The sequence below is a fragment of the Ochrobactrum sp. SSR genome (genome assembly GCF_030067775.1).
Taxonomy (GTDB): Bacteria; Pseudomonadota; Alphaproteobacteria; order Rhizobiales; family Rhizobiaceae; genus Brucella; species Brucella teleogrylli.
Window position 1 is genome coordinate 473,555 of record NZ_CP125970.1, and the last position, 14,783, is coordinate 488,337.

Below are 14,783 nucleotides of genomic sequence, written 5' to 3' on the forward strand. Positions count from 1 at the left end.
CTTATCCGAAAGCCCGTCCTACGGCGCAGTGACCTCCATCATGCCAGTCGCCGTGCGCGCAGCATATTGCGGGCGATACATGTCCTCGACGGTCGCCGCCGGATGGGTGTAAAGCCCCGGCGTCACTGCACGTACGACATAGGCAAGAACAATCTGCTTTTTCTCACCTGCCGAGCGGTCAAACGCAGCGACGAAGCGATCATCGCGGAATTCGAGATGCGCGGCCTGCGTGCTTTCGAGCCATGGGAAGTTGCCGAGATCGGCACTCGAAACGAGGCCCGGATTGTCGAGTTCCAGACCGGCTGGCAGAAGATCGGTGACCAGCAGGCGCGACTGCCATTGTTGCAGATCGTCGATCTTCAACACCACGACGAAACGCTCGTTCTGATTGATGCTGGTGATGTTGGCTTCCTGTCCATCGAGCGTGTAATAGGCACGCTCGATGTTGAAGCCTTCGCCACCGGCAGGCAGCGATTGCGCGGGCGGCGCAACGGCTGTTACAACCGCGTCCACTGCATCACTGCCCCTGTTTGTCAGAACAAGTGGTTCAGCTTCCAGCGCGTTGCCATTGACGCGTTCGGAGAAAGCGCCATCATGGGCCGTGCCGTTGATATCGAGATTAATCGCTGCATTGTTCTCCTTGAGACCACGGGCTGCGAGCAGCATCCACGCCTGATCCTGCGTGCTGAGATATTTCGCCTGGTCGCGTTCGTAACCGACCAGCGTGACAAGCGAAGGCAGCACTTTCGGCGCAGGCTTGCTTTCGGCGGCCAGCGCCAGCATGGCCGCGCCATCACGCAGCCGCGAACCATAATCGGAGCGATTATAGTCAAATGCCGTATTGGTGCTTGCCCGGTCGAGAGCGACGTTGAACACCCGGTCCGAACGCTGCTGGTCGCCATAAAGCGCCAGTCCGGCGGCCAGTTGGGCAATCGCCATCGGGCTTGCAAAATTATCGAGCTGCGTATCCGCGTAATAACGCAGATCGCCGACCGAAGCCTTCTTGTTGCGCGCCAGCACATAGAGCGAGTAGGCGATTTCGTTGCCTTTTTCCTTGGCGTCGGTCGTATAGCCGAGCGCATTTTGCAGGTTCGACAGCGACGAGAGCAGGGCTTCCTGCGGAACCACATAGCCCTTCTCGCGGGCACGGGTGAGGAAGTCGGTGACATAGGCGTCAAGCCACAGGTCGCCGGAACCCGGTCCCCACAGGCCGAACGAACCGGACGAAGACTGATAGCTCAGCACGCGATAGATGGCGTCCTGCACGCGCTTTTTCAGTTCATCCTGATCGCCAAGGCCAGCACTTGCTTCGGAGCCTGCCGCCATCTCGCTCAGATAAAGCAAGGGCAGGGCGCGGCTCGTGGTCTGCTCAGCACACCCATAAGGATAGCGATCAAGCGCCATCAGAAGCGACGGCACGTCGAACGCCGCGCTGCGGGTGACGCCGACGCTCACGAAAGCACCGTCGAGCAGGCTTTCGGAAAGCAGGCCGCCATCGATCTTGAGACTACCGCCATTGGCCGGAAGGCTGACCACCTGACGTGTCGTGACTGGCAGATCGACGGGACGCACCGGCAGCGAAAGCTTCTGTTCGATGGCCAGTCCGGCATCATTGGCAAGGCGTATCGTAATATTGCCCTGTCCGGTCTTCTGCGCGTTGAGCGGCACAGCGACGGAATGGCGTTTGCCACCGGCCAGCGCAAGCGTGTCGGGATAAGAGCCGATTTCCGTGCCGAGATTGTCGCTCGTTTCGACGCTAAGACGGTAATTTCCATCGGGCGCGTCCGTATTGGCGATATCGAGGCGCAGTGTCGCCTGATCTCCCGGCGCCATGAAGCGCGGCAGACCAGCCGTAATGACCACCGGATCGCGCACGATCACATCGCTGGAAGCGTGACCCACGGCCTTGACTGTCCAAGCTACGGCCATGACGCGGACAGTGCCGTTGAATTGCGGAATATCGAAATCAATGGTTGCCTTGCCATCGCTATCCAGCTCGACCGGGCCGGAGAAAAGCGCGACCAGCTTTTCAGTCGGCGGGCTGCCTTCAGCTGCCATGTTGCCGCCGTCGCCGCCGGTGCGCAGCTTGCCGGTGGTGCCCAGCGAACCATCGATAAGGCGTCCGTACATATCGCGCAGTTCAAGACCGAGCTGGCGCTGGCCGAAGAACCAGTTGTCCGGATTAGGCGGCTGATAGCGCGTGAGGTTCAAAATGCCGACATCGACAGCGGCGACCATGACATAGGCCTGTTCGCCGCCTGCATTTTCCACAGAAACGGGAACCGAGAGCGTGCCGCGCGGAGTGGCTTTCTCCGGTGGCGTCAGCTTGACTGCCAGTTGCTTGTCGGCAGGATCAACCTTCAGCCATTTGAGGCCAATAGCACGGGCGGGCATGCGGCTTTCTTGCGCGCTGCCCGGACGGAACAGCGTTGCAGTGACGTAAGCGCCAGCACCCCAGTCCTCGCCGACTGGAATGTCTATGGTTGCGCCATCCGCCGAAACGCTTTCGCTGATGGTCGTCAGCAGCTTTTCTGCGCCGATGGTGATCAGCAGTTCACCGGCAAAACGTGGGCTGACCTTCAGCTTGGCGGTTTCACCGGCTGCATAATGATCCTTGTCGAGCGCGATTTCGAGGCCGTCGGGCGTTTCCGTCGAGGTTGCGGCCACATACCAGCCCGCGTCGAATTCGTAGCTTGAAGCCGGACCCGAAGCATCCCCCGTCTCGATTTCAAGACGATAGCGGCCCCAGTCGACCGGCTGAGTGATGCTGGCTTCCACATCGGCCTTGAGGTCGATCTTGCCGGTTGCGATCGACTTGGTGAATGTGACCGGCTCGTAGTTCCAGCTATTGCCGCTGCGATACCATTGGTAATTGCGCTCGACTTTCACCAGCGACCAGACCGCGCCGTCAATGTTGGTGCGGTTGCCCTTGGCGTCGGAAGCGATGAAGCTGAATTTTGCGGTGCCGCCTTGCGGTACTTCATCGCCGGAAAAATCTGGCCGGATACCGATCATCGATCCTTGCGGACGAACGGCAAGGTCAAGCTTGCGTTCCACAGCACGACCGCCGCTTTCGCGCATGCGAACGGTGACGGCTGCATTGATCAGACGGGTGGTGGATGGCAGGTCGTCAATCACGACCGGGAATGTCGCCTTGCCATCGTCGCCAACCTTGGGCAGTTGGTCGAGTGGCAGACGGGTAGCTTCGCCCTGACCTTCATCGGCCAAACCGAAATAATAGCCCTCGAAACGGTCCCAGTCGCGCTTGGTTGAAAGCGTGACTTCGCCTTCCAGCGCCAGACCGGCTGCGGGCGCACCATAAAGGAAACGTCCATCGACGGTCACATTGGCAGCTTCGCCGCTCGCAATTTCCGGCTTGTCCGATGTCAGGTCGAACTCGATGCGGTCTGGCACGAAATCTTGAACCAGGAACATCTGCGATGCGACCGCCGGTTGCTTGGGGTCGGTGTAGATATTCAGGTTCCATGTGCCACGCATGGCATTGGCGGGCAGTGTCAGGTCGACGGAATGTCCACCAACCTTGCTGCTGTCCGAGACGAGGCGGCGGTCTTCCACGCCGTCTGGGCGCGTGAAGATGAAGGTCAGCGGCAGATTGTCCACGGCGAGCGACGCATCGTCCCGGGCAAGGGCAGCGGCATGAACCACTTCGCCTGCACGATAGATGCCGCGTTCGGTCCAGGCATAGACGTCGAGCGCCTTGGGCGCTGCACGACCGGTGACGCCGCGATCTGAGAGATCGAAGCCAGCACGCGCCATATCGAGGAAGACGAAATCGTCTTCGCCCTGATTGGCCATCATGACGGCGGGAACCATGCCGCCGGAGCCGCGGGTGAGACCGGCGGTAAAGGTGGCGCGACCGTCGCTATCGGTTGTCGCTTCACCCAGCACTTCATTGTTGCGGGCCAGCAGCGTCAGCTTGACGCCGGAAAGGGGCTCAGCCGTTTCAAGTGATCGCGCGAAGACATTGATGCCATCCTGACCGGCATAGGTCGAAAGGCCGATATCCGATACGACGAACCATTGCGTTGCCTTGGTGTCATAGCTTTCACCGCTTGCCTTGATCGGTTCTGCCGTTAGCACATAAACGCCCGGTTTGCGCTGCGGCAGTGCTTCATCGATGGGGAAACTGGTGGTGGCTTCCTTGTTCAGCTCGCCGCCAGCCGTTTCGATCTCACCTTCCCAGACGGGCGCGCCCATCTGGTCGGAAACCGTACTGACATCATAGCCGTCGAGCTGACGCAGAAACTGATAACCAGACAGAAGCTGCGCCAAGGAGCGGTCGCCGATGCGATAGAGCTTCACCTTGGCCGCATCCATATTCACGCTGACCAGCGGAATGCCACGACGCGCCTTGGCAGGCAGCACAAAGCTGTCGCCAGTAAAGCGTACCGAGGGTGCGCGGTCCTGCACATAGACAGACAGGGTTACCGGCGCTGGCAGCGTTTCGCCAATGGCGGCAGGCAAGCCGGCGCGGAACGTCACGCTATAGGTGCGGCCGTGTTCCAGACCTTCGACACAAATCTGGCGATCCTTGGCTTCAATCGCCTTGGGCGCAGCGCTATCCAGCGTCACGAAACTGGAATAGTCGGCACCGCTCTTGACCAGTTCTTCGGAAAACTGGGCGCAGATGCGCGGCGACGCATTGTCATTATCGACGCTGTGGTCAACGATGCGGAAACCCTTGCGGGCCTTGAGGTCTTCATAGGCAGCGCGAACGGAAGCTGAATTGACGAGATTGAGGCTCGCATCATAGGCCTGAAGCGCAGGGCGGGACAGCTCGCGACGGTCAAGCGCCTGCGCCATCGCGTTCAGCGCGTCGGCGCGCGCGGCCTTGCTGCGCGAGGTCTGATAGCCGTTCCAGGCTGCTGATGTGGCGTCGCGTTTGAACTTGGCCGTCTCTTCGCTGTTGGAAGGCTCGGTCGCCAAAGTGGCGAGAGCAAGCCCGGTCCAGAGCGCGCTGTCGTCAGGAGCAGCACCCGCTGCGGCTGCAAACTTTTCCATCGCCGTGCGCGGGTCGCTGTTGGCGAGCGCCGTGGCTGCATCGGCCTTCAGGGTGCTGAGGCCCTCGCTGCTGTCGGCAGCCAGGATAGAGGTGCGGAAACGGCGCGCTTCGTCGACAAGATTGTCAGCGAAGAAGGTGATGGCCGGTGGGGCACCAATGTCAGCTTTGGCGGTGTCCTTGGCCGCGCCCGATACAACCTTACCCGCAATGGAACCGACAGAGGGATTGAGCTTGTTGAAATCCGTCTTGAGGAAGCACCACTTCACCTTCGGATTATAGGTGAAGGCACGGCAGGCATTGTCACCGAGGCAGGTGCTCTTGCACTGGTCCAGCGTGAGGTTCTTCTGGGTGCGCAGGTCGAAGCCGAAATAATCGCTATCTTCAGTTATCTCGATACGGCGCGTTTCAGCGGCGTTCGAAGGCGCAGGCGCAATCGCAAGCCCTGCGGTCAAACCGGTGATTGCAGCCAGCGTCAGGAAAATCTGTGCCGATAGCGCACGCCCGAGTTGCCGTTTGAAACCGTTAAGCATCTGCCTCTCCTTGCGATTTCATGCCCGACCAATGTCCCCTGGAAGAGCGGAAAGAATCCGCGTCATGTGAAGCTTGCGCACAACCCAGAGTCAAGCTGCTTCGCTAATATATACAATGTTCTATTATCATCACCCGCAATTATGACGGCTGTTCTGCGGCGTGCAAATTGAATGAGACGTGTCGCGATTGAGACTGAGCATTGCTCCCATCGCCGTTACGTTTTCACTTCTGACATCTTCGTTTGTTGTCCAACCTGGAGGAGGTAGACATGAGCAGGAACCGTGGCGTCGTCTATATGCGACCCGGAAAAGTCGAAGTCCGTGATATCGAAGACCCGGTGCTGTCTGCACCTGATGGGAGGAAACTCGGTCACGGCGTCATTCTCAAAGTCATCTCGACCAATATATGCGGGTCGGACCAGCATATGGTGCGCGGTCGCACGACGGCGATGCCCGGACTTGTGCTTGGTCATGAGATTACCGGCGAGATCATCGAAAAGGGCGCAGATGTCGAGATGCTTGATGTCGGCGACATCGTATCCGTGCCGTTCAATGTTGCCTGTGGTCGTTGCCGTTGCTGCAAGGAGCAGGACACAGGCGTCTGCCTGACCGTCAATCCGTCACGCGCTGGCGGCGCCTATGGCTATGTCGATATGGGTGGCTGGATCGGTGGGCAGGCCCGCTATGTCATGGTGCCTTACGCCGATTTCAATCTGCTGAAATTCCCGGATCGTGACCGGGCGATGGAGAAAATTCGCGATCTGACCATGTTGTCGGATATTTTGCCAACGGGCTTTCACGGCGCGGTCAAGGCGGGTGTCGGTGTCGGGTCGGTGGTCTATGTGGCCGGTGCCGGACCTGTCGGCCTGGCGGCGGCGGCTTCCGCGCGAATTCTTGGCGCGGCTGTCGTGATGGTCGGAGACTTCAACAAGGAACGTCTGGAACATGCCCGCAAGGTCGGGTTCGAGCCGATCGACCTTTCCGCCAGCGACCGTCTGGGCGACATGATTGCGGAAGTCACCGGCAGCAACGAGGTTGACAGCGCCATTGACGCGGTGGGCTTCGAAGCCAGAGGCCATAGCGGTGGTGAGCAGCCTGCCATCGTGCTGAACCAGATGATGGAAATCACGCGCCCTGCCGGGTCCGTTGGTATTCCGGGACTTTACGTGACGGAAGATCCGGGCGCGGTGGACGGCGCGGCCAAGCAGGGAAGCCTGTCGCTTCGCTTCGGGCTTGGCTGGGCCAAGGCGCAATCGTTCCATACCGGGCAGACGCCGGTGTTGAAATATAACCGACAACTGATGCAGGCGATCCTGCACGGGCGTTTGAATATTGCCGAAATCGTCAATGCGGAAGTCATTTCGCTTGAAGATGCGGCAGCCGGTTATGAAAGCTTCGATCAGGGTGTGGCGAAAAAGTTCGTCTTGGATCCGCACGGTTTGCTCGGCAAAGCCGCGTAATCCTGCGAAACACAGAAGCGCTGCGCCCCCGCGTGGCGCTTCTGTTGTCGCCTATTCCCCGCAGCTACGTTAAATAAGTGACAGTAGCGACGATGCGGAGATTCCAACTTGACCGATATTCGCCTCAAACGGATCTACGAAGCGCCATCACCTGATGATGGCTACCGGGTTCTGGTTGATCGTGTCTGGCCGCGCGGCATGACCAAGGAGAAGGCCGCCATCAATCTCTGGGCGAAAGATGTTGCCCCGTCCACGGAGCTTCGCAAATGGTTCAATCATGATCTGTCGAAGTGGGGCGAGTTTCAGAAACGCTATCACCGCGAGTTGCAAAATAAATTGCCGGATCTCTCAGCGCTGGTTGCCAAGGCCGGTGATGCGCCGCTGACTTTACTCTATGGCGCGAAGGACGAGGAACACAATCAGGCCGTCGTGCTGCATGAATTCTTGCAGACTATCTGAGGCCGAGTTTTGAAATTTTAGAACGACAGCGCAATCAGATCGCTACGGATCTGGTCGCCATTGCCTTGCGACAGGTTCTTTTCGATTTCCGCATGCGTGGAGGTCCAGATGGGGACAGCGGCAGCCAGTGCCGCTTTGCCTTCCGGTGTCAGTTGCAGCAGGCGCTCACGCCGGTCAGCGGGATTGACCAGTATTTCCACCCAGCCCTGCCTTTGCAGCGGCTTTAAAGCGGCGGTGAGGGTGGTCTGATCCATTGCCAGCAATTCGGCAACCGGCTTCATTGGCGGCGGCGAGGGCCGATTGAGCGACATCATCAGGGAGAATTGCCCATTCGTCATGCCAGCCGGACGAAGTGCTTCGTCAAATCGCCGTGCAAGTGCGCGGGCCGCGCGCTGAACATGCAGACAAAGGCAGGTGTCTTTGACTAAAAGGGTCGTTTCAAAAGGAACTTCGGCAGCGTTTGACATGATCCATTAATATTGATATCAATGTAAATCGTCAAGCTAATATCCTATAAAAACTGGGCGTTTTACCATCCGGGGGCGGAGGAGGACTTGCATCATGAATGAAGTCGTATCCCGCGAAGTCTGGCTGGAGGCGCGGCGCGCGCTTTTGGCCAGAGAAAAGGAAGCGACGCATCTTCGCGATCGCGTCAATCAGGAAAGACAGGCGCTGCCCTGGGTCAAGGTGGAGAAAGACTATGTCTTCGACACCCCGACAGGACGCCGAACGCTGGCAGAGCTTTTTGACGGACGCAGCCAGCTGGTCGTCTATCACTTCATGTTCGGGCCGGAATGGGAGCAGGGCTGCGTCGGCTGTTCATTCCTGGCCGACAATCTCGACGGCGCGCTGCCCCATCTCAACAATCACGATGTCACGCTCATTGCCGTTTCGCGTGGGCCGCTTGCGAAGCTTGAAGACTACAAGCGCCGCATGGGCTGGCACTTTCCATGGGTGTCGTCCTATGGCGGTGATTTCAACTTCGATTTCCATGTATCGTTCGACAAGGCCGAGATCGAAGAAGGGCGCGTCTTCTACAATTTCGACAAGCTGCCGCCGGAACAGGCGCATGATGAACTGCCCGGTATGAGCGCCTTCATCAAGGCCGACGACGGCACGATCTACCATACCTATTCCAGCTATGCGCGCGGCATTGAGGAGTGGATCAGCACACTCATGATCCTCGACCGCGCACCCAAAGGACGCAACGAAGACAGCACCATGCATTTCGTGAGGCGCCACGATGAATATGCCGCGCCTGCAGCAAACCACAGCTGCTGCAGTTGAACGCCAAAATCAAATTCTGGGAGGAATGACAATGAATAACAGAGCATCACCGTTCGTCTGGTACGAACTGATGACTGAAGATGCCGCCGAGGCCGCAAATTTTTACGGCAAGGTCGTCGGCTGGAACACGAAAGACTCAGGTGTTCCCGGCGTGAACTACACGCTGTTTGAAGCACCGGGTTGTGCGGTTGCCGGTATGATGGCGCTTTCCGATATGCCGAGCGAAAATTGTGACACAAAGCCCGGCTGGCTTGGCTATATCGGCGTGGCCGACGTAGACGCCATGTCCGAGAAGGTCACAGCCGCAGGCGGCAAAATCCTGCAACCGGCTCATGATATCCCAAGCGTCGGGCGATTTGCTGTCGTGGCAGACCCTCAAGGCTCGGTCTTTGCGCTGTTCGAGCCGAAAGACCCGCCGGAGCCTCCGGCTGATTTCGGTTCGCGCAAGGTGGGCCATCCGAGCTGGCATGAGCTTTATGCCAAGAATGGCGAAGAAGCCTTTGGTTTCTATGAGAAAGTGTTTGGCTGGAAGCTGGCGCGCGACTTCGATATGGGCGCAATGGGCAAATATAAGATCTTTAGCGTAAACGGAGCAGATGCGGGCGGCATCATGACCGCACCGCCGAATGTGCCAAGTGGCTGGGGCTTTTATTTCATGGTGGATGGAACGAACGCTGCTGCCGAACGTGTGAAATCGCTGGGCGGTACGGTGACATTCGGACCAACGGAAGTCCCGAATGGCGAGTGGATCATCCAATGTCTTGATCCGAAGGGCGTTGCCTTCTCGCTGGTTTCAGCGACACAATAAAGAGCGTGCGCAAAAGCGCATAAACTTCTAAATCCATAGGCGGCTTCTGGTTTTACGTCAGAAGTCGTCTTCGTGATGATAATGGCGCAGATAGGCGAACGCTGTTCCCACCAGTATCGGCAGAATCAGAATTCCGGTCCAAAATATGATGTTGCTCATTTTCTCCCTCCCTGTTGCCCTCAAACCGAAACAAGAGCCTGAGACAGTATGCGGGCACTTCGAACAACGTGGAAAGCGGACATTTGTTCCAGCCACGGCTGTCGTTGCGTAAAGCTATTGCCATTATGCCTGCGTTTGAGTAGAAGTGCGAATACATCAAGAGTTGGGGAGACGCCCAACGCCAACCTGCCGCTCCGGGCAAGGTGGTACTCCCTGAAAAAGGAGGATGTGGCCAAACCGGCAACTATGCGGATAAAGCCACTCGCGTCGACCTGACAGAACTAGGGACCGACGCGATCATGCCGATAAAAATTCCTGACGATCTGCCAGCAACCAGTGTTCTCCAGGCCGAGGGCGTTATGGTCATGCGCGAGGCGGATGCCGTGCGTCAGGACATTCGGCCCTTGCGCATCGGCCTGCTCAATCTCATGCCCAACAAGGCGACCACGGAAACGCAGATCGCCCGCCTTTTAGGCGCGACACCGCTTCAGGTGGAACTGACGCTCGTGCGCATTACCAATCACGTCGCGCGCCACACCTCCGCCGATCACATGCTCTCCTTCTATCGCCCATGGGAAGATGTGCGTGACGAACGCTTCGATGGCTTCGTAATCACCGGTGCGCCAGTGGAACGGTTGAACTTCGAAGAAGTGACCTATTGGGATGAATTGCAGCGCGTTTTCGACTGGACGCAGACCCATGTGCATCGTTCTTTGAACATCTGCTGGTCGGCGCAGGCCGCCGTCCATCATTTCCATGGTATGGGCAAGTATGAACTTCCGGCCAAGGCCTCCGGTGTCTACAGCCAGCAGAACCTTGCCCCGGCCTCGCCCTATCTGCGCGGATTTTCGGACGATTTCACCATTCCGGTTTCGCGCTGGACGGAAGTGCGCAAGGAAGACATTCCGCAGGATAGCGGCCTGAATGTTCTCGTCGATAGCGCTGAATCCGGCCTTTGTCTGCTGGAAGACCCACGCCATCGGGCGCTGCACATGTTCAACCACGTCGAATATGACACGACGTCGTTGGCCGACGAATATTTCCGCGATATTCAGGCTGAGCCTGAAACCAAGGTGCCCGCAAATTATTTCCCGGACGACGACGCGACCCGCCCGCCGCAAAACCGCTGGCGTGGCCACGCGCATCTGCTGTTCGGCAACTGGATCAATGAAATTTACCAGTCGACGCCGTACGATCTGGAAAATATCGGCAAGAAGTGACTGCCGCTGAATAAACAAAACCCCGGAATGGAAATTCCGGGGTTTTGTTTGGGATGAAGCACTATCAGCTGCCGACCCGTTCCAGCCAGCGATGCCATTCTGCTTCGGAGCCATGGAAAACATTGAGATCGATCTTGTTGCTCACGCCCTGAGACAGGCCCGATCCAGAATATTGCCAGAACAGCCATGGACGGCCCGGATAGACCTTCGATGGGTGTTGTGCCACAGCGCGCAACCAGAACGGATAGTTGGTGAACGCACCTTTCAGATTGTCATCGTAGAAATCCGGAGCGGTATAGATGACCGGGCGCTTGCCGTAATGGCGCTCCAGCTTGTCCATGAAGACCTGCATCTTTTCACGCACCTGTTGCGGCGACGGGCGGCGGCGGCAGGCGGAATCGCCATTCCATTCCACGTCGATCACCGGCGGCAGTGCGTCGGGGTCTTTCGGCACGTTGCGGATGAACCAGTCAGCCTGTTCGCTGGCGACACGGCACCAATAGAAGAAGTGATAAGCGCCGCGCTTGATACCGGCGGCCTTGGCCTCGCGCCAGTTCTTGCGGAACATCGGGTCGAGATGATCACCGCCGTCTGTGGCCTTGATATAGGCGAAGTTCGCGCCTTGCGTGCGCAGCTTCGGCCAGTCGATATCCCCCTGCCAGCGCGACACGTCTACGCCATGCACGGCGAGTTTGCGCGGCGATGCACGGCCAAAATTGATCGGCTTCGCATCGCGGAAGCGATGGCTGTAGATTCTGGAGCGATCTTGTGCCGTGCGCGCTTGCGGTTCCAGACGCACTGCCGGATAGGCCGCCACCTGCGGTGCAGGCATGCGCGGTGCTTCGGTTTGCGGCACGGGTGTAGGTATCTGCGCGACGGGGCGCTCCTGCAATGGCCCGCGCGGTTGCGGCGCAACCGGCGCAGGCGGCTGCACCTTGAACTGTCCGCCGTCTGGAACAGGTCCGGCCCAGGCAAGCACCTCTTCTTGCGGGGGAGTGGCTGCGCGCGTGGCGCGCTTGCTGTTTCGGTTACGGCTGCGGGCGGAACCGGCCTCACAACAGAACTGGTCATCTCCGCCGAGGGTTTCGGCTGGAGCATGATGCTGTCGATGCCGGAACTCGATGTGCAGCCCGACAGGGCGGCGCAAGCGAGCGCAATGGCAGACACGACCAAAGAACGCGAAGGCGAAGAACGCATGGGCACCCGTACTCAGAACAAATGGGCTGCAACGCTCTCCCGAGTCATTGCTCAGGTCAGATTACCTGCAAAAACTGAATCCAAAGTTTACGAAAGTGCTAACGCACGATGTTCAAATTGAGCTTTCGAGGATTTTTATCAGCGCTGTTGCAGATTTCTCCAGAGAAGCTTCTTCAAAGCCTGAGAAACCGAGGATAAGTCCCTGTCTTGGTTGGAAAATGCCATAGAGTGGCGACAGAGGCTGAACCTTTATACCGCTGTCGGCGAGTTTATTTGCAAGCATCACATCGTTTTGCTCGTCTGAAAGCGCCAGCAAAAGCGTCAGCCCGGCGGGGGGCGCTTCAATGCTGAAAAGCGACGGTTCACCGGGGGATAGTGCCGCAATAAGCTTGTTACGACGCGCCGCGTAGAGACGGCGCATTCGCCTGATGTGCTGGGCAAAAGCGCCAGTTTCGATGAATTGTGCCAGTGCCGGTTGCGCAAGCATCGACGGCGGCGGCAAAAGTTCGCGCCGGAGTGTGCGATACTTTTCCGTCAAATGCAGAGGCACGATCAGGAAGCCGAGCCGCAAGACGGGTGAAAATACCTTCGAGAAACTGCCGATATAAAGAATGCGGTCGCGGTCGAGCGACATAAGGGCCGGAAGCGGCTGACCGATATAGCGATGCTCGCTGTCATAGTCGTCTTCGATGATGAATGCGTCGCTTTCGCGCGCCCAGGCAATGAGATCGAGCCGTCGCGCCAGCGGCATGGTTACACCCGTCGGATGATGGCGGGCCGGTGTTACAAAAGCCGCACGTGCCTGCATCGCGCTTTGTCGCCCGGCGGCCACATCAAGACCGTTGTCATCGACCGGCACGGAAACAACATCGATTCCCTGACCGCCGAGAATGTTACGGGCAGGCGAATAGCCGGGCTCCTCCATCCAGATTTTGTCGCCTGGTTCGAAGATGGCTGCCCGGAGAAGCGAAAATGCGTCGGTACTGCCGCCGGTAATCAGAATTTGCCCTGCATCCACCGCCATGCCGCGCCATTCATGCAGATGGCGGGCAAGCGCGACACGCAGCGGAAAATAGCCGAATGGATCGTTGCCGTTCAGCAGGTTGGTGTCAGGCTTGCGCCAGATGCGCCCAAGCAATTTGCCCCATTCCGCATGTGGAAAGTGATCGCTGTCGAATACACCTTGCTGAAAGGGCTGCGGTGTAAGTGTTGCCTTGGTGGTCGTCTTCGCTGTCGGGGCGCTGCCCGTTGGCCCGGTTTTCAACGTTACATCCGGCAATTGAGCGGCAATGCGCGTCCCTGAACCGTGCCTGCCTTCCAGATAACCTTCCGCGATCAGCTGGTCATAAGCCGCAAGCGCTGTGGCGCGCGAGACGCCCAGTTCTTCCGCAAAAGCGCGGGTCGAGGGAAGGCGACTTTCAGGCTTCAGCCTTCCGGTCAGAACGGCCTGCCTTATCTGTTCTGCAAGCTGAACGGCGAGAGGCGTAGCGCTCGTACGGTCAATCCCGAATTCCGGTATCGATGCGATAAGTGGCATGGTTCAGTATCTTATAAGTGGTTATTTTCAACATACCACTATGACGGCATTTTGCATGCATCGAAAGTGCAAATGCAAACAGGACCGACCAGCATGACGAATGCCCCAACAGAAAGAACCAGAGTGAAGCGCCTGCATGATCGCGGCCGCTATGATGCGGACAGTGTTCACGCGATCATTGATGCTCAGCCGCTCGCCCATGTAGCCTATGTTTTCAACGGCGCGCCCTATGTGTCGCCGACGCTCGTATGGCGGGAAGGCAATTTCATTTACTGGCACGGATCCTCGGCAAGCCGCATGTTGGAAGCTTGTGAGGAAGCGGAAGTCTGCGTCAGCTTCGCAACATTGGACGGGTTGGTGCTGGCGCGTTCTGCCTTTCACCATTCCTGCAATTATCGTTCCGTGATGGCTTTCGGTACGGCGAAGAAAATTACCGATGTTGTGGCGAAGGAGCGACATTTGCGCAACTTCGTGAATGGGCTTTTTCCTGATCGCTGGGAAGGGCTACGCCCGATGATGGCCAAGGAACTGAAGGCGACCATGCTGCTGGAACTGGAACTGAATGAAGCGTCAGCGAAAGTCCGCTCCGGTCCACCCAAGGATGACGAGCCGGATTATGCGCTACCGATCTGGGCGGGCATCATTCCGGTGACGACACATCTGGGCGAACCGATTGACGATGAGCGTCTGTTGCCGGGCGTAAAAGCGCCCCAAAATGTGCTGCAATTCGGCTATCTGGCGGATGCTGCGGAATAAGTCCCGGATCTCTAACAGGGCTTATGCAGTCTTGGAGTGTATAACGGCAAATTGGTCGAGCGTCTGGGCCTGATCGGCACGGTGTTTGACGCTTTCGATCTGCTTCATGAGTTCGGCGATCTTCTCAGGCTGGGAAACGCCGCACTCATAAATCTGGATGATTTCGCGGACCAGCTCGTCCTTCAAAGGCGAGGTGATCGGGCAGCAACCGATGGCTGCGCAGGACTGAATATAGGCCTGTTGCAACCTTGCCAGTTCGTCGGCCTTGAAACGTCCGAAGTAATAATCCCTCGAAAATGGCATTTCCATGCATTCCGCAATGTGACCGGTGGGGGCTTGCCACCGCA

General features: G+C 58.1%; 11 protein-coding genes, 1 pseudogene and 1 riboswitch. Of the genes and pseudogenes, 7 read left to right on the top strand and 5 right to left on the bottom strand.

Annotation, left to right across the window (positions count from 1 at the left end; genetic code table 11):
* Positions 1-18: 18 nt before the first annotated feature.
* A complete protein-coding gene (locus tag QLQ11_RS13660) occupies positions 19-5,553 on the bottom strand; it encodes an alpha-2-macroglobulin family protein (protein ID WP_109367437.1) in 5,535 nt (1,844 codons plus the stop codon).
* A 269-nt stretch (positions 5,554-5,822) separates the two neighbouring features.
* Between QLQ11_RS13660 and fdhA the strand changes: the two genes are divergently transcribed.
* Positions 5,823-7,013, top strand: a complete 1,191-nt coding sequence (gene fdhA / locus QLQ11_RS13665; RefSeq protein ID WP_109367436.1) for a formaldehyde dehydrogenase, glutathione-independent — start codon at positions 5,823-5,825, stop codon at positions 7,011-7,013.
* A 108-nt stretch (positions 7,014-7,121) separates the two neighbouring features.
* A complete protein-coding gene (locus QLQ11_RS13670) occupies positions 7,122-7,472 on the top strand; it encodes a DUF488 domain-containing protein (RefSeq protein WP_109367435.1) in 351 nt (116 codons plus the stop codon).
* Between the two features lie 17 nt (positions 7,473-7,489).
* On the opposite strand, the gene QLQ11_RS13675 is transcribed toward QLQ11_RS13670, so the two are convergent.
* Positions 7,490-7,939, bottom strand: coding sequence for a MarR family winged helix-turn-helix transcriptional regulator (locus QLQ11_RS13675; protein ID WP_109367434.1), 450 nt, complete (start codon positions 7,937-7,939; stop codon positions 7,490-7,492).
* A 91-nt stretch (positions 7,940-8,030) separates the two neighbouring features.
* Here QLQ11_RS13675 and QLQ11_RS13680 point away from each other — a divergent pair, with 91 nt between their 5' ends.
* The 3 genes from QLQ11_RS13680 to metA all read left to right on the top strand — a co-directional run bounded on the left by QLQ11_RS13680 (position 8,031) and on the right by metA (position 10,946).
* A complete protein-coding gene (locus tag QLQ11_RS13680) occupies positions 8,031-8,759 on the top strand; it encodes a thioredoxin family protein (RefSeq protein WP_180917898.1) in 729 nt (242 codons plus the stop codon).
* Between the two features lie 31 nt (positions 8,760-8,790).
* Positions 8,791-9,567, top strand: coding sequence for a VOC family protein (locus QLQ11_RS13685; RefSeq protein ID WP_109367432.1), 777 nt, complete (start codon positions 8,791-8,793; stop codon positions 9,565-9,567).
* Between the two features lie 307 nt (positions 9,568-9,874).
* A riboswitch (SAM-I-IV-variant riboswitch) is annotated at positions 9,875-9,984 on the top strand.
* Between the two features lie 41 nt (positions 9,985-10,025).
* On the top strand, positions 10,026-10,946 hold the full coding sequence (gene metA / locus QLQ11_RS13690; RefSeq protein WP_109367994.1) for a homoserine O-succinyltransferase: 921 nt from the start codon (positions 10,026-10,028) through the stop codon (positions 10,944-10,946).
* Between the two features lie 64 nt (positions 10,947-11,010).
* Here the strand turns inward: metA and QLQ11_RS13695 are convergent, their stop codons facing one another.
* Entirely contained in the window at positions 11,011-11,925 is a 915-nt protein-coding gene (locus tag QLQ11_RS13695; protein WP_283736137.1) for a GH25 family lysozyme, read from the bottom strand.
* Here QLQ11_RS13695 and QLQ11_RS13700 point away from each other — a divergent pair.
* Positions 11,897-12,165, top strand: a pseudogene (locus QLQ11_RS13700) (thiamine biosynthesis protein ApbE); the annotation flags it as partial. The gene QLQ11_RS13695 and the pseudogene QLQ11_RS13700 overlap by 29 nt on opposite strands.
* Positions 12,166-12,255: 90 nt before the next feature.
* Here the strand turns inward: QLQ11_RS13700 and QLQ11_RS13705 are convergent.
* Positions 12,256-13,680, bottom strand: coding sequence for a PLP-dependent aminotransferase family protein (locus QLQ11_RS13705; RefSeq protein WP_109367430.1), 1,425 nt, complete (start codon positions 13,678-13,680; stop codon positions 12,256-12,258).
* A gap of 93 nt (positions 13,681-13,773) precedes the next feature.
* Here QLQ11_RS13705 and QLQ11_RS13710 point away from each other — a divergent pair, with 93 nt between their 5' ends.
* Entirely contained in the window at positions 13,774-14,436 is a 663-nt protein-coding gene (locus QLQ11_RS13710; protein WP_109367993.1) for a pyridoxamine 5'-phosphate oxidase family protein, read from the top strand.
* A 21-nt stretch (positions 14,437-14,457) separates the two neighbouring features.
* Here QLQ11_RS13710 and QLQ11_RS13715 read toward each other — a convergent pair whose 3' ends face one another.
* On the bottom strand, positions 14,458-14,739 hold the full coding sequence (locus QLQ11_RS13715; protein WP_109367992.1) for a hypothetical protein: 282 nt from the start codon (positions 14,737-14,739) through the stop codon (positions 14,458-14,460).
* Positions 14,740-14,783 lie beyond the last annotated feature (44 nt).

Excerpts from the sequence above, each read along its gene's own strand:
- QLQ11_RS13660 (WP_109367437.1), bottom strand. The coding sequence starts at position 5,553 with ATGCTTAACGGTTTCAAACGGCAACTCGGGCGTGCGCTATCGGCACAG.
- QLQ11_RS13710 (WP_109367993.1), top strand. The coding sequence starts at position 13,774 with ATGACGAATGCCCCAACAGAAAGAACCAGAGTGAAGCGCCTGCATGAT.
- QLQ11_RS13675 (WP_109367434.1), bottom strand. The coding sequence starts at position 7,939 with ATGTCAAACGCTGCCGAAGTTCCTTTTGAAACGACCCTTTTAGTCAAA.
- QLQ11_RS13715 (WP_109367992.1), bottom strand. The coding sequence starts at position 14,739 with ATGCCATTTTCGAGGGATTATTACTTCGGACGTTTCAAGGCCGACGAA.
- metA (WP_109367994.1), top strand. The coding sequence starts at position 10,026 with ATGCCGATAAAAATTCCTGACGATCTGCCAGCAACCAGTGTTCTCCAG.
- QLQ11_RS13705 (WP_109367430.1), bottom strand. The coding sequence starts at position 13,680 with ATGCCACTTATCGCATCGATACCGGAATTCGGGATTGACCGTACGAGC.
- fdhA (WP_109367436.1), top strand. The coding sequence starts at position 5,823 with ATGAGCAGGAACCGTGGCGTCGTCTATATGCGACCCGGAAAAGTCGAA.
- QLQ11_RS13685 (WP_109367432.1), top strand. The coding sequence starts at position 8,791 with ATGAATAACAGAGCATCACCGTTCGTCTGGTACGAACTGATGACTGAA.